Here is a 13,671-nt window from a genome sequence, read left to right as displayed (position 1 = left end):
ACGGGCCCGGCTCTCGTCTCGGCGAGAGCCGGGCCCTTTGCGGTCGCCCTCGGAGGGGGTGGCCGCCCGGGCCGGGAGATCCGCCCTGGGTGCCGCATGCGGAGACGTCGTCAGGCGGGACCGAGCCGCGGCCGAGGCGATCTCGGTGCCGGCCCCCGTTGTCGGTGCCGTTTGGTAAGAATGCAAGCGTGAGCAGCGAGAACGGGGCGCCCCGGGCAGAAGGGGACGGCGGGGCCGCAGGGGCGCCGCCGGAGCAGCTCGCGCTCATTCGGGAGAGCGTGCGCAAGGCCGGGACACCCCGGGCCAAGCCGCGCACCTGGCGGGGGGCCGCGCTCGCCAAGGAACTGCCGGTCGCGCGGGTCCTGGTCGACAAGGGCGTGCTGCACCTCGACCGGTACTTCGACTACGCGGTGCCCGAGGAGCTGGACGAGCAGGCGCAGCCCGGGGTGCGGGTGCGGGTGCGGTTCGGGGCCGGGCGCGGGCGGGTGCGGGAGGGGCGCCGCGAGGGCGGCGGGCTCATCGACGGGTTCCTCGTCGAGCGGCGGGCCGAGTCCGACTATGCGGGGCCGCTGGCCGCACTCGCCCAGGTCGTATCGCCGGAGCCGGTGCTGAGCGAGGAGTTGCTCGGCCTCGCACGGGCCGTGGCCGACCGGTACGCCGGCAGCCTCGCCGATGTGCTCCAGCTGGCCGTGCCCCCGCGCAGCGCGCGAGCCGAACAGCGGCCGTCGCCCGCGCCGCTGCCACCGCCCAAGGCCCCCGAGCCGGCCTCCTGGCGGGGCTACGAGCACGGGGGAGCGTTCCTCCAGGCGCTGGCCTCGGGAGGGTCGCCCAGGGCCGTCTGGAACGCCCTGCCGGGCCCGCTGTGGAGCGAGGAGCTGGCCCGCGCCGTCGCCGCCACGCTCGCCTCGGGACGCGGCGCGCTCGTCGTCGTACCGGACGGGAGGGCCGCCGCGCGGGTCGACGCCGCGCTCACCGCGCTGCTCGGCGCGGGCCGGCACGCGCTGCTCACCGCCGACGCAGGGCCCGAGAAGCGGTACGGACAGTGGCTCGCGGTGCGACGGGGGTCCGTACGGGCCGTGGTCGGGACGCGGGCGGCGATGTTCGCGCCCGTTCAGGACCTGGGGCTCGTCGCCATCTGGGACGACGGCGACGACAGCCACAGCGAGCAGCACGCCCCGCAGCCGCACGCACGCGACGTGCTGCTGCTCCGCGCCGCGCTGGACAAGTGCGCCTTCCTGCTCGGCGGATTCGCCTGCACCGTCGAGGCCGCCCAGCTCGTCGAGAGCGGCTGGGCCCGGCCGCTGGTCGCCGGTCGGGAGCAGGTGCGCCGGGCCGCGCCCCTGGTCCGCACGGTCGGGGACGACGACCTCGCGCGCGACGAGGCCGCGCGTGCCGCCCGGCTGCCGACCCTCGCCTGGCAGGCGGCCCGCGAGGGGCTGCGGCGCGGTCCGGTGCTGGTGCAGGTGCCCCGACGCGGCTATGCACCACGTATGGCCTGCGCGCAGTGCCGGGCGCCCGCGAGGTGCCGGCACTGCGCGGGACCGCTGCAGGGCCAGGACGCGGGGGTTCTGCGGTGCGCCTGGTGCGGGCGTGAGGAGAGCGCGTGGCACTGCCCGGAGTGCGGCGGCTTCCGGCTGCGGGCCCAGGTCGTGGGGGCGCGGCGGACGGCCGAGGAGCTGGGGCGCGCCTTTCCCGCCGTCCCGGTGCGCACCTCGGGACGGGAATACGTGCTGGACACGGTGCCCGGCACGCCCGCGCTGGTCGTGAGCACACCGGGCGCCGAACCGGTCGCCGAGGGCGGCTACGCGGCGGCCCTCCTCCTGGACGGCTGGGCCATGCTCGTACGCCCCGACCTGCGGGCCGGCGAGGACGCGCTGCGCCGGTGGATCGCGGCGGGAGCGCTGGTGCGGCCGCAGAGCGAGGGGGGCACGGTGGTCGTGGTGGCCGAGCCGACCCTGCGGCCGGTGCAGGCACTGGTGCGCTGGGACCCCGTAGGGCATGCGGTGCGGGAGCTGGCCGAGCGGGCCGAGCTGGGGTTCCCGCCGGTGTCGCGGATGGCGGCGGTGTCGGGACCGCCCGCGGCCGTCACCGAGTTCCTGGCCTCGGTCGAACTGCCGCCGGACGCGGAGGTGCTGGGGCCGGTGCCGATGCCGCCGGCACCGCCCGGCCGGCCCCGCAGACCCGGAGGACCGCTGCCGGGCGAGCACTGGGACCGGGCACTGGTGCGCGTACCGCCGGGCAGCGGTGCCGCGCTGGCTTCGGCGCTCAAGGCCGCCCAGGCCGCTCGCATGGCACGGGGGGGCGGGGAGGCGGTGCGGGTGCGGATCGATCCGGCCGACATCGGATGAGGGGACGCGACCGCCGTGTGCCCCACCCCGCGCACGCGGTTCGCTCCTCCCTCCGGCATCCGGTCGCTGCCTCCACATGCGTGTCTGCCCTCCCGGACTCTCCCGGGAGGGCAGGGCAGGACTGTCAGCCGTTGCGGGGGCTCGGGAAGGCCGTCGGGCGGGCGTCGTCGCGCAGGCCCGGGCTGCCCGCGGTCGGCTGCGTGGGCATCGAGCGGGCCGCCGGGACCGTGGGCAGCCCGGTGTTCACGCTGACCGTGCGGGTACCGGACGGCTCCGGGGTCCGCTCCGCCTCGGCGGCAGCCTGGGCCGCGGCGCGTCGGGCGCCGTAACGGCGGTGCACCGCCTGCTTCGTGACTCCGAGCGCCGAGCCCACCGCGTCCCACGAGAAGCCGAGCGAGCGGTCGAAGTCCACGGCGGCCGTGACCAGGGTTTCGACACTGTCCCGGAGTTCCTGGGCGAGGCGCACCGTCGGGGCGGGAGCGCGTCCGTAGACGACGAAGCCCGTGGACGGGCCGGAGCGGCGCGGGCGGTAGACGTTGCCGAGCTGGGCGGTGAGCGTGCGCAGCGCGTCCACCTGCCGGCGGACCCGCTCGATGTCCCGCACCAGCAGGTGCAGGCTGGCCCGGGCCTGGGCGTCGTGGGTGGCGTGGTCGGCCATGAACAAGCCTCTCGAACCGGCGTTGAAAGGAAACGGGCCGTGAAAGGGCCCTGTGTGGTCAACTCTTTCTTGACCAACGCGTGCGCGCGCCACGGGTCACGGGGTGGGGGCGTACGGGCATATGCGTACGCCGGGCGGTCGGGGACGCGCCCGGCGAGAGACCGGGCGACCTGTGGCGGGTGTTCGCCGTCGGCGGCCGTGCGTCCGTGGTCATGACCCGTCCTTCCGGCCGTGGTCATAGACTGGTGCGCTGCCCGTCCAACCCCCGCCCGAGAGGCCCGATCCCGCCCATGAAGCTTGTCTTCGCCGGTACCCCCGAGGTCGCCGTTCCCGCTCTGGACGCCCTGATCGCCTCCGGACGGCACGAGGTGGCCGCCGTCGTCACGCGGCCCGACGCGCCGGCCGGGCGCGGGCGCAGGCTGGTCGCGTCGCCCGTGGCCGAGCGTGCGGAGGAGGCCGGGATCGAGGTGCTCAAGCCCCTCAAGCCGCGGGACCCGGAGTTCCTGGAGCGGCTGAAGGAGATCGCCCCGGACTGCTGCCCGGTCGTCGCCTACGGCGCCCTGCTGCCCAGGGTCGCCCTCGACATCCCGGCGCACGGCTGGGTCAATCTGCACTTCTCGCTGCTGCCCGCCTGGCGCGGGGCGGCACCCGTGCAGCACGCCATCATGGCGGGCGACGAGATCACCGGCGCCTCCACCTTCCTCATCGAGGAGGGGCTCGACTCCGGTCCGGTGTACGGCACGGTCACCGAGGAGATCCGGTCCACGGACACCAGCGGCGACCTGCTGACCCGGCTCGCCTTCGCCGGCGCCGGGCTGCTCGCCGCGACCATGGACGGCATCGCGGACGGCGCCCTGAAGGCCGTACCGCAGCCGGCCGAGGGCATCACCGTCGCGCCGAAGATCACCGTCGAGGACGCCCAGGTCGACTGGGCCGCGCCCGCGCTGCGCGTCGACCGGGTCGTGCGCGGCTGCACCCCGGCGCCCGGCGCCTGGACCACCTTCCGCGGCGAGCGGCTCAAGCTCATCCAGGTCACGCCCGTGCCCGGGCGCACGGACCTGGCGCCGGGGCGGATGGCGGTCGGCAAGAACAGCGTGCACGTGGGCACCGGTTCGTACGCCGTCGAGCTGCTCTGGGTGCAGGCACAGGGCAAGAAGCCGATGCGCGCCGCCGACTGGGCGCGCGGCGTGCGCATCGCCGACAGCGAGGCGCTCGGCGGCTGAGCCCGGGCGACGGGCGCGGCGGCGTGCCGACGTACGCTGGACACCGCACCCTCTTCTTCACATCCGGAGCACCTTTTTCGTGAGCGAGCAGTCCCGGCGGCCCCGCAAGCCCGCCAAGCCCTACCGCCGTCCTCAGAAGGACCCCGTCCGCATCCTGGCCTTCGAGGCGCTGCGCGCGGTCGACGAGCGGGACGCGTACGCCAACCTCGTGCTGCCCCCGCTGCTGCGCAAGGCGCGCGAGAAGGAGGGACCGGAGAGGTTCGACGCGCGGGACGCCGCTCTCGCCACCGAGCTGGTGTACGGCACGCTGCGCCGGCAGGGGACGTACGACGCGGTGATCGCCGCCTGTGTCGACCGGCCGTTGCGCGAGGTCGACCCGCCGGTGCTCGACGTGCTCAGTCTCGGTGTGCACCAGCTGCTCGGGACACGCATCCCGACGCACGCCGCCGTGTCCGCCTCGGTGGAGCTGGCGCGGGTGGTGCTCGGCGACGGGCGGGCCAAGTTCGTCAACGCCGTGCTGCGGAAGGTGGCTCAGGACGACCTCGACGGCTGGCTGGAGAAGGTCGCACCGCCCTACGACGAGGATCCCGAGGATCACCTGGCCGTCGTGCACTCGCACCCCCGCTGGGTCGTCTCCGCGCTGTGGGACTCGCTCGGCGGTGGCCGCGCGGGCATCGAGGACCTGCTCGAGGCCGACAACGAGCGGCCCGAGGTGACCCTGGTCGCGCGGCCGGGGCGGGCCACCACCGAGGAGCTGCTGCGCGAGGAGGCCGCCGTACCGGGGCGCTGGTCGCCGTACGCCGTGCGGCTCACCGAGGGCGGGGAGCCGGGCGCGGTGGAGGCCGTGCGCGAGGGGCGGGCCGGCGTGCAGGACGAGGGCAGCCAGCTGGTCGCCCTCGCGCTCGCCAACGCGCCCCTGGAGGGCTCCGACAGCAAGTGGCTGGACGGGTGCGCCGGACCCGGCGGCAAGGCCGCGCTGCTGGCCGCGCTCGCCGCCGAGCGCGGAGCCACGCTGCTCGCCTCCGAGAAGCAGCCGCACCGGGCCGGGCTGGTCGCCAAGGCGCTGACCGGCAACCCGGGGCCGTACCAGGTCATCGCCGCCGACGGCACCCGGCCGCCGTGGCGGACCGGCACCTTCGACCGGGTCCTCATGGACGTGCCGTGCACCGGTCTCGGCGCCCTGCGCCGCCGCCCCGAGGCCCGCTGGCGGCGGCGCCCGGAGGACCTGGACAACTTCGCTCCCCTCCAGCGCGCCCTGCTGCGCACCGCGCTCGACTCGGTGCGCGTCGGCGGGATCGTCGGCTACGCCACCTGCTCACCGCACCTCGCCGAGACCCGCGCGGTCGTCGCCGACATCCTCAAGCAGCACCCGGAGGCGGAACTGATCGACGCCCGGCCGCTCCTGCCGGGCGTGCCCGCGCTGGGCGACGGCCCGGACGTACAGCTGTGGCCGCATGTGCATGGCACGGACGCGATGTATCTGGCGTTGGTCCGCAGAACCGGCTGAACACCGCTCGGGGCAGCCAACCCAGGGGCGCGGGGAACTGCGCGAGCAACCCCCACCGGCCCGCACTCAAAACACCACCTCAACGGACCGCCGTTACAGCCAAGCGCTGCGGCATGGCAGGCTTGGGGCATGGCCGCGCAGATCAACCCCAGCATCCTGTCCGCCGACTTCGCCCGCCTCGCGGAGGAGGCCAAGGCGGTCCAGGGCGCCGACTGGCTCCATGTCGACGTCATGGACAACCACTTCGTCCCGAACCTCACCCTCGGCGTGCCGGTCGTGGAGTCCCTGGCGCGGGCGACGGACACCCCGCTGGACTGCCACCTGATGATCGAGGACCCCGACCGCTGGGCGCCCCAGTACGTCGAGGCGGGTGCCTCCTCCGTGACCTTCCACGTGGAGGCGGCCGCCGCGCCCGTGCGGCTCGCCCGGGAGATCCGCGCCAAGGGTGCCCGCGCCTCCATGGCGCTCAAGCCCGCGACGCCGATCGAGCCGTTCGAGGACCTGCTGCCGGAACTCGACATGCTGCTGATCATGACGGTCGAGCCCGGCTTCGGCGGCCAGGCCTTCCTGGACATCATGCTGCCGAAGATCCGCCGCACCCGTGAGCTGATCGGCAAGCACGGCCTGCAGCTGTGGCTGCAGGTGGACGGCGGTGTCTCGGCCTCGACGATCGAGCAGTGCGCGGACGCGGGAGCGGACGTGTTCGTGGCAGGCTCGGCCGTATACGGGGCGAAGGACCCTGCGGAAGCGGTACGTGCACTACGCACGCAGGCGGAGGCGGCCACCGCCAAGGCGTCCTGGGCATACGACCACTGAGCCACAGGTACGTGAACGGTTAAGTGAACGCCGCCCTTCAGGGCGGATCAGCCGCGCCGGATCTGCAAGGATGAACGGCGAATCCAGAGTGTGAACAGCAGTGAGGAGATCGCCGTGTCGGGTATGTCGGCGGGCCGGTCAGCCATGCGGATGGGACCCGCTGAGCTGGTGCAGGCGGCGGCCATGGCCCGCCGCTTCTACCTCGAGGGCAAGTCCAAGATCCAGATCGCGGAGGAGTTCGGCGTCAGCCGCTTCAAGGTGGCCCGGGTCCTGGAGACGGCCCTCGAACGGGATCTCGTGCGCATCGAGATCCGAGTCCCGGCCGAACTGGACGCCGAGCGCTCCGACGCGCTCCGCGCCCGCTACGGCCTCAGGCACGCCGTCGTGGTCGAGTCCCCGGCCGAGGCCGAGGAGACCCCCGACCCCGAGAACCTGGGCGAGGTCGCCGCCGACCTGCTCGGCGAGCTCGTCAACGAGGGGGACGTGCTGGGGCTGGCCTGGGGCCGGTCCACCATTCACATGGCGGCGGCGCTCGACCGGCTGCCGCCGTGCACGGTCGTACAGCTGACGGGGGTGTACGACGCCGGGACCTCGGAGCGCGGCTCGGTCGAGGCCGTGCGGCGCGCCGCCCAGGTGTCGGGCGGCGACGCCCACCCCATCTACGCCCCGATGCTGCTGCCGGACGCCGCCACCGCGGTGGCGCTGCGCAACCAGACCGGGATCGCCCGGGCCTACGAGTACTTCGACAAGGTCACCGTCGCCTGCGTCTCCATCGGCTCCTGGGAGCCGGGCATCTCGACGGTGCACGACATGCTCAGCGACGAGGAGCGGGCGCACTACGCCTCGCTCGGGGTCGCCGCCGAGATGGCCGCGCACCTCTTCGACGCCGACGGGCGCCGGATCGGGCGGGACCTGGGGGAGCGGTGCATCACGGTGAAGGCCGACCAGCTGCGCCGTGTCCCGGAGGTCGTGGCGATCGCCGGCGGCCAGCGCAAGGCGTCCGCGATCGACGCGGTGCTGCGGTCCGGGCTGGTCACCAGTCTGGTCACGGACACCTCCGCCGCGGACTATCTGATGACGGCCGGGCCGACCCCGAAGCCCGCACTCAGCCGCGCGGACCCCGACGGGGCGTGACGGACGCCACGGCGGGTCATGGAGGGCTCGCGGCGGGCCGTGGCGAGCCGCGGAGGGCTCGTGGCGGGCCGGGAGCGGGTCCGCTTGCCCGCGCCGGCGGGGTGCCTTCCCCACAGGGGGGTACCCCGAGCGCCCACCCCTGCCGCGGGGAACCGCGCGACCGGCCCGCCACGGACCCCCGGTGATGTCCGTGGCGGGAACAGCCGTGACAGCATCGTCGGCATGCCGCCGCGGTTCGTTCCCCACACGCTCAGACCGTCCCCCACCGCGCCCACTGAACCCGAACGCTGCCCGACACCGCCCCGCGCGCTCGCGGGTCTGCTGGGGCTCGTCCTCGCCGTCCTGCTCGCCGGATGCACGTCCGGCGCGCACCCGGGCCCCGGGACGAGCACGGGTGGGCGTCCTTCCGGTACCGGCGTGTCCGTCCCGGCATGGGCGCACGGGATGGCCACGGTCAGGGAGTCCGAGCTGCCCGCAGAGGCCCGCAGGACGCTTGTCCTGATCGACGAGGGCGGCCCCTTCCCGTACGCCGAAGACGGTGCCGTCTTCGGGAACTTCGAGGGGCATCTGCCGAAGCACCGGCGCGGCTACTACCACGAGTACACGGTCAGGACGCCCGGCTCGCGCGATCGCGGGGCCCGGCGCATCGTGACCGGGCAAGGCGGGGAGATCTACTACACCGGTGATCACTACTACTCGTTCCGGGCGGTGCTGAGATGAGCGAAGACCCCACAGACCTGACAGGGCGGCTTGTCGTCACCCTGGACCTCGGCGGTGTCACCGACAAGGCCGGACTCATGGAGCGCGCCGCCCGGGCCCTGACGCTGCCCGACTGGTTCGGCCGCAACTGGGACGCGCTGGTCGACTCCCTCTCCGACCACACCGTCTGGCCCGAGGGAGCCGTCGAACAGGGGCTGCTGGTCGTCGTCCGTGGCTGGCAGCCGTACGCCGAGGCCCAGCCGGGCGAGTGGCGGACGGCCCAGGACGTGTTCGCCGAGGCAGTGGACCGGACGCCCGCGCTCGCCGTCGTGCTGGCCCTGGGCGGATCAACCCTTGGAGGATCCTCCTAGGTGATCGGCGCTCACCCTGGATGTTCCGTGGGGCCGTGACCGCGGCCCCGACATGGGAGAATGAAGTACGTGCTCTTTCCCCCTGGCGCACCCGTCCGGGGGTCACCTCTGATCGACTGGGATGTGCAGCACGTGCGTTTCCTCAATGACATCCAGCCCGCGTACGACCTGACGTACGACGACGTGTTCATGGTGCCGAGCCGCTCGGCGGTGGGCTCGCGTCAGGGCGTGGACCTCAGCTCGCCGGACGGCACGGGCACCACCATCCCGCTCGTCGTCGCCAACATGACCGCGATCGCCGGCCGCCGCATGGCCGAGACGATGGCCCGCCGCGGCGGCCTGGTGGTCATCCCGCAGGACATCCCGATCGACGTCGTCACCGATGTCGTCTCCTGGGTGAAGAGCCGCCACCTGGTGCTCGACACGCCCATCGTGCTGGCCCCGCACCAGACCGTCGCCGACGCCCTGGCCCTGCTACCGAAGCGGGCGCACAACGCCGGTGTGGTCGTGGACGAGAACCAGCGGCCCGTCGGTGTCGTCACGGACGCGGACCTGACCGGCGTCGACCGCTTCACCCAGCTCGAAGTGGTCATGTCCAAGGACCTGCTGCTGCTCGACGCGGACATCGACCCGCGCGAGGCCTTCAACACCCTGGACCACCACAACCGCCGCTACGCCCCGGCCGTCGACAAGGACGGCAAGCTGGCCGGCATCCTCACCCGCAAGGGCGCCCTGCGCGCCACGCTGTACACGCCGGCCGTCGACGGAAACGGCAAGCTGCGCATCGCCGCCGCCGTCGGCATCAACGGCGATGTGGCGGGCAAGGCCAAGCAGCTGCTCGACGCGGGCGTGGACACGCTCGTCATCGACACCGCGCACGGCCACCAGGAGTCGATGATCAGCGCGATCAAGCTGGTGCGCGCCCTCGACCCGCAGGTGCCGATCGCCGCGGGCAACATCGTCTCCGCCGAGGGCGTCAAGGACCTGATCGACGCCGGTGCGGACATCATCAAGGTCGGTGTGGGCCCCGGCGCCATGTGCACCACCCGCATGATGACTGGTGTGGGCCGGCCGCAGTTCTCCGCGGTGCTGGAGTGCGCCGCCGAGGCGAAGAAGTACGGCAAGCACGTGTGGGCCGACGGCGGTGTCCGTCACCCGCGCGACGTGGCCATGGCGCTCGCGGCCGGCGCGTCCAACGTGATGGTCGGTTCGTGGTTCGCGGGCACGTACGAGTCGCCGGGCGACCTCCAGCACGACGCCAACGGCCGTGCCTACAAGGAGTCGTTCGGCATGGCCTCGGCGCGCGCGGTGGCCAACCGCACGTCCGACGAGTCCGCGTACGACCGTGCCCGCAAGGCGCTGTTCGAGGAGGGCATCTCCACCTCCCGCATGTTCCTCGACCCGGCCCGCCCGGGTGTCGAGGACCTGATCGACTCGATCATCGCGGGCGTCCGCTCCTCCTGCACCTACGCCGGGGCCGCCTCCCTGGAGGAGTTCGCCGAGAAGGCCATAGTCGGCATCCAGAGCGCGGCGGGCTACGCCGAGGGCAAGCCGCTGCACGCCAGCTGGAGCTGACCCTTCCGCGTCCCGCACGGCCCCCGTTCCTCCCCCACCGGGAAGGGCGGGGGCCGTCGGCGTGTGCGGGAGCCGGGCGTGCGGGCAAAGGGGGCGGTGAGGTTGCCGTGCAACGGTCGGCAGACCGCGCGCAACGATTTGGCGTTCGGGGCTGATGAACGCAATGATCATCCGGGGACGCGCAAGGTTGCTGCATTACGCCCGTGAAGGCCCGCCTCATAGGGTGCTCGTCTGTACGTGGTGTGGCGGGGACCCCGCTCGGTGGGTTTCCGCCCTCGCAGGGCTGCCACCGGTCCCCGCCCGCAATGACCGCAGGATTTAAGGAGCCAGCGCGTGCTCGACCAAGGCGCACCCCCGCACGACCGCACAGCGACCGCCCCCGCGTCCCCGGGTGTCGCCGCGCGCCTCATGCGGCGCAAGCCCGTGGAACGCCTGGTCGCGGAGGGCGGCCACGGTGAGGGAGGATCGCTTCGGCGCTCCCTCGGGCTGTGGCAGCTGACCATGATCAGCATCGGTGCCACGCTCGGCACCGGCATCTTCGTCGTCCTTGGCAACGCCGTGCCCAAGGCGGGCCCGGCCGTCACCCTCTCCTTCGTGATCGCCGGTCTCACCGCGCTGTTCTCGGCCCTGTCCTACGCCGAGCTGGCCGGCACCATCCCGGTCTCCGGCTCCTCGTACTCGTACGCATACGCAACCCTGGGCGAACTGATCGCCTGGGTCTGCGGCTGGTGTCTGCTGCTGGAGTACGGCGTCTCGGTCGCCGCGGTGGCCGTCGGCTGGGGCGAGTACCTCAACGAGCTGCTGGACGGCACCATAGGCGTGACCATCCCGACGGCCCTGTCGGCGCCGCCCGGCGACGGCGGTATCTTCAACCTGCCGGCCCTGATCGTCGTACTCCTCGCGATGGCGTTCCTGCTCGGCGGCGCCAAGGAGTCCGCGCGGGCCAACACGGTCATGGTGTGCGTGAAGATCGCCGCGCTGGTCCTGTTCTGCGCGATCGGCTTCATGGGCTTCAAGTCCGGCAACTACTCCCACTTCATGCCGCTCGGCATGGCGGGCGTCAGCGGCGCCGCCGGCACGCTGTTCTTCTCGTACATCGGCTTCGACGCCGCCTCCACCGCCGGTGAGGAGGCGAAGGACGCCCAGCGTGACCTGCCCCGCGCGATCATGCTGTCGCTGGTCATCGTGACCGCCCTGTACGTGCTGGTCGCGGCCGTCGCCGTCGGCGCCAAGCCGTGGCGGCAGTTCAACGACTCCGAGGCCGCGCTCGCCCAGATCATGAAGGACGTCACCGGTCAGAGCTTCTGGGCCACCCTGCTGGCCTTCTGCGCCGTCATCGCCATCGCGAGCGTCGTCCTGACCGTGCTCTACGGCCAGACCCGCATCCTGTTCGCCATGTCCCGCGACGGCCTGGTGCCCAAGATCTTCGCCAAGGTGCACCCGAAGACCGGTGCCCCCCGCGCCAACACCGTCATCGTCTCGGTGTTCTGCGGTGTCCTCGCCGCCGCGATCCCGCTGGGCCAGCTGGCGGACGCCACCAGCATCGGCACGCTGTTCGCCTTCGGCCTCGTCAACGTGGCCGTCGTCGTGCTGCGCCGGACCCGGCCGGCCATGCAGCGCACCTTCCGCGTCCCGCTGTCGCCGCTGCTGCCCGCGCTGGGCTTCGGCTTCTGCGTCTGGATGATGGGCAGCCTGTCCGCCGTCACCTGGATCGTGTTCGGTGTCTGGATGGCCGTCGGGCTCGTGTTCTACTTCGTATACGGCTATCGCCGTTCCCGTCTCGCGACCAGTGAGGCCCTCGCGGTGACGGCAGAGAAGTGACCGGACCGAAGAAGTGAACCACCCCCTGTGCTGAACGATCTCGACGAACGCATCGTGCACGCCCTCGCCGAGGACGCCCGCCGCTCCTACGCGGACATCGGGCAGATGGTCGGCCTGTCCGCGCCCGCCGTGAAGCGGCGCGTGGACCGGCTGCGGACCACCGGAGCGATCACCGGATTCACCGTACGGGTGGATCCGGCGGCGCTCGGCTGGGAGACCGAGGGGTACATCGAGATCTACTGCCGGCGCAACACCTCGCCGGACACCATTCAGCGGGGGCTGGAGCGGTATCAGGAGGTCGTGGCCGCGTCGACCGTCACCGGTGACGCGGACGCGATCGCGCAGGTCTTCGCGTCGGACATGCGGCACTTCGAGAGGGTGCTGGAGCGGATCGCCGGAGAGCCGTTCGTGGAGCGGACCAGGTCGGTGCTGGTGCTGTCGCCGTTGCTGCGCCGCTTTTCTTCCGGGGCGCCGGGGTAGGCCGCGGATTCCAGCGCGGGGCGCATCGTCGTTTACCGGGTGCGGGCAGTGCCGGGTTGCGCGAGCAGCCACAGGCGGCCCGCAGTCGGTACCCGGCAATGCGCCCCGAGGTCTACTCCGCCGTCTTGCGCGCCAGCGCGTTGTTGTCTATCGAGTTCCGCACGCTGAAGCTCACCGCATCGGACCGGTACCGGTCGTCCGACCACTCCACCGGCCGCCCTTCACGGGTCGTCGTCACGCGCCGCACCCGCAGCAGCGGACTCGTCCGGCGCACGCCCAGCAGCTCGGCGTCCTGCGCGCCGCAGGCGACCGCGTCGATGACGTGCTCGCCGTAGGCGAAGACCAGGCCCGTGTCGTCGTACAGCCGCTGCGTGACCGAGGGGCACTCCGGCTCGATCGACTCGACCGCCGGGGAGATCCAGTCGGCGTACACCGTGCGCTCCAGCAGCACCGGCTCGCCGTCCAGGCCCCGGACCCGGAGTACGTGCAACACCTCTGTGCCGACGGGCAGTTGGAGGCGTACGGCATCCTCGGCCGTCGCCGGGCGGTACTCCTGCGCCACCACGCGGCCCGTCGCCTCGCGGCCCATCGCGCGGGCCCACTGGGCGAAGCTGCGCAGTTCCTCGAAGCTCTGGCTGCGGCGGCTGGCGAGCACGACGCGCCGGGCGCCCTGACGGGAGCCGATCAGACCCTCGGCGGTCAGGGCCGCGACGGCCTGGCGGACCGTGCCGCGTGAGACGCCGTAGTGCGTGGCGAGTTCCGACTCCGAGGGCAGGCGGCTGCCGACCGTGTACTGCTCGCGGTCGATCGCCCGCCGCAGTTCATCGGCGATCTCCTCGTGTCGCGCCGTCATGCTTCCCCTCTGCTCAGGTCGCTGTGCACAGCGTGACCAGCCTAATCGAGACCTGAGCGTGATCTGCAACGGTCTGGATTGTGCAGCCAACCAGGGCTCAAAGTTTCGTTCACGTTTACGGACAGGACACCGTGAGCGGGCGTACTGTGACGCAACTTGTTCAGACAAGTTCTCCCGCCCTCCTCC

At 72.9% G+C, this 13,671-nt stretch carries 12 protein-coding genes; 10 read left to right on the top strand and 2 right to left on the bottom strand.

Translation table 11 applies throughout. From position 1 onward, the window contains the following. The first annotated feature begins 188 nt into the window (after window positions 1-188). A complete protein-coding gene (locus ACZ7GZ_RS20725; RefSeq protein ID WP_471026108.1) occupies window positions 189-2,348 on the top strand; it encodes a primosomal protein N' in 2,160 nt (719 codons plus the stop codon). A gap of 124 nt (window positions 2,349-2,472) precedes the next feature. On the opposite strand, the gene ACZ7GZ_RS20720 is transcribed toward ACZ7GZ_RS20725, so the two are convergent. Further along, the gene (locus ACZ7GZ_RS20720) at window positions 2,473-3,006 is read right to left on the bottom strand and encodes a hypothetical protein (protein WP_471026106.1); all 534 of its coding nucleotides are present in this window, start codon (window positions 3,004-3,006) and stop codon (window positions 2,473-2,475) included. A gap of 290 nt (window positions 3,007-3,296) precedes the next feature. Between ACZ7GZ_RS20720 and fmt the strand changes: the two genes are divergently transcribed. The 9 genes from fmt (at window position 3,297) to ACZ7GZ_RS20675 (ending at window position 12,632) form a co-directional block, all read left to right on the top strand. Further along, window positions 3,297-4,229, top strand: a complete 933-nt coding sequence (fmt, locus tag ACZ7GZ_RS20715) for a methionyl-tRNA formyltransferase (protein ID WP_471026105.1) — start codon at window positions 3,297-3,299, stop codon at window positions 4,227-4,229. 79 nt (window positions 4,230-4,308) lie between these two features. Beyond that, window positions 4,309-5,736 (top strand): RsmB/NOP family class I SAM-dependent RNA methyltransferase, encoded by a 1,428-nt coding sequence (locus ACZ7GZ_RS20710; protein ID WP_471026103.1) that lies wholly within the window; start codon window positions 4,309-4,311, stop codon window positions 5,734-5,736. 129 nt (window positions 5,737-5,865) lie between these two features. After that, window positions 5,866-6,552 carry a ribulose-phosphate 3-epimerase gene (rpe, locus tag ACZ7GZ_RS20705; RefSeq protein ID WP_471026101.1) on the top strand — a complete coding sequence of 229 codons (687 nt, stop codon included), beginning with the start codon at window positions 5,866-5,868 and terminating at the stop codon, window positions 6,550-6,552. Between the two features lie 90 nt (window positions 6,553-6,642). Next, window positions 6,643-7,686, top strand: a complete 1,044-nt coding sequence (locus ACZ7GZ_RS20700; RefSeq protein WP_471026099.1) for a sugar-binding transcriptional regulator — start codon at window positions 6,643-6,645, stop codon at window positions 7,684-7,686. A gap of 222 nt (window positions 7,687-7,908) precedes the next feature. Further along, window positions 7,909-8,406, top strand: coding sequence for a guanyl-specific ribonuclease (locus ACZ7GZ_RS20695; protein ID WP_471026096.1), 498 nt, complete (start codon window positions 7,909-7,911; stop codon window positions 8,404-8,406). After that, window positions 8,403-8,756: a barstar family protein gene (locus tag ACZ7GZ_RS20690; protein ID WP_471026094.1), complete on the top strand. Its 354-nt coding sequence runs from the start codon at window positions 8,403-8,405 to the stop codon at window positions 8,754-8,756. The genes ACZ7GZ_RS20695 and ACZ7GZ_RS20690 overlap by 4 nt, the downstream gene beginning before the upstream one ends. 132 nt (window positions 8,757-8,888) lie before the next feature. Further along, complete coding sequence (locus tag ACZ7GZ_RS20685; protein WP_471026092.1) at window positions 8,889-10,331, top strand: GuaB1 family IMP dehydrogenase-related protein; 1,443 nt, start codon at window positions 8,889-8,891, stop codon at window positions 10,329-10,331. 333 nt (window positions 10,332-10,664) lie between these two features. Then, window positions 10,665-12,152, top strand: coding sequence for an amino acid permease (locus ACZ7GZ_RS20680; RefSeq protein ID WP_471026090.1), 1,488 nt, complete (start codon window positions 10,665-10,667; stop codon window positions 12,150-12,152). A 27-nt stretch (window positions 12,153-12,179) separates the two neighbouring features. After that, window positions 12,180-12,632 carry an Lrp/AsnC family transcriptional regulator gene (locus ACZ7GZ_RS20675; RefSeq protein WP_471026089.1) on the top strand — a complete coding sequence of 151 codons (453 nt, stop codon included), beginning with the start codon at window positions 12,180-12,182 and terminating at the stop codon, window positions 12,630-12,632. A 112-nt stretch (window positions 12,633-12,744) separates the two neighbouring features. Here the strand turns inward: ACZ7GZ_RS20675 and ACZ7GZ_RS20670 are convergent, their stop codons facing one another. Then, window positions 12,745-13,485: a GntR family transcriptional regulator gene (locus tag ACZ7GZ_RS20670; RefSeq protein ID WP_471026086.1), complete on the bottom strand. Its 741-nt coding sequence runs from the start codon at window positions 13,483-13,485 to the stop codon at window positions 12,745-12,747. Window positions 13,486-13,671 lie beyond the last annotated feature (186 nt).

The organism is Streptomyces sp. NPDC037288 (assembly GCF_055603265.1).
Note: the sequence above shows the minus strand (reverse complement) of the source record. Positions and strands in the feature narration are given on the sequence as shown.

Excerpts from the sequence above, each read along its gene's own strand:
- ACZ7GZ_RS20720 (WP_471026106.1), bottom strand. The coding sequence starts at position 3,006 with ATGGCCGACCACGCCACCCACGACGCCCAGGCCCGGGCCAGCCTGCAC.
- fmt (WP_471026105.1), top strand. The coding sequence starts at position 3,297 with ATGAAGCTTGTCTTCGCCGGTACCCCCGAGGTCGCCGTTCCCGCTCTG.
- rpe (WP_471026101.1), top strand. The coding sequence starts at position 5,866 with ATGGCCGCGCAGATCAACCCCAGCATCCTGTCCGCCGACTTCGCCCGC.
- ACZ7GZ_RS20695 (WP_471026096.1), top strand. The coding sequence starts at position 7,909 with ATGCCGCCGCGGTTCGTTCCCCACACGCTCAGACCGTCCCCCACCGCG.
- ACZ7GZ_RS20690 (WP_471026094.1), top strand. The coding sequence starts at position 8,403 with ATGAGCGAAGACCCCACAGACCTGACAGGGCGGCTTGTCGTCACCCTG.
- ACZ7GZ_RS20670 (WP_471026086.1), bottom strand. The coding sequence starts at position 13,485 with ATGACGGCGCGACACGAGGAGATCGCCGATGAACTGCGGCGGGCGATC.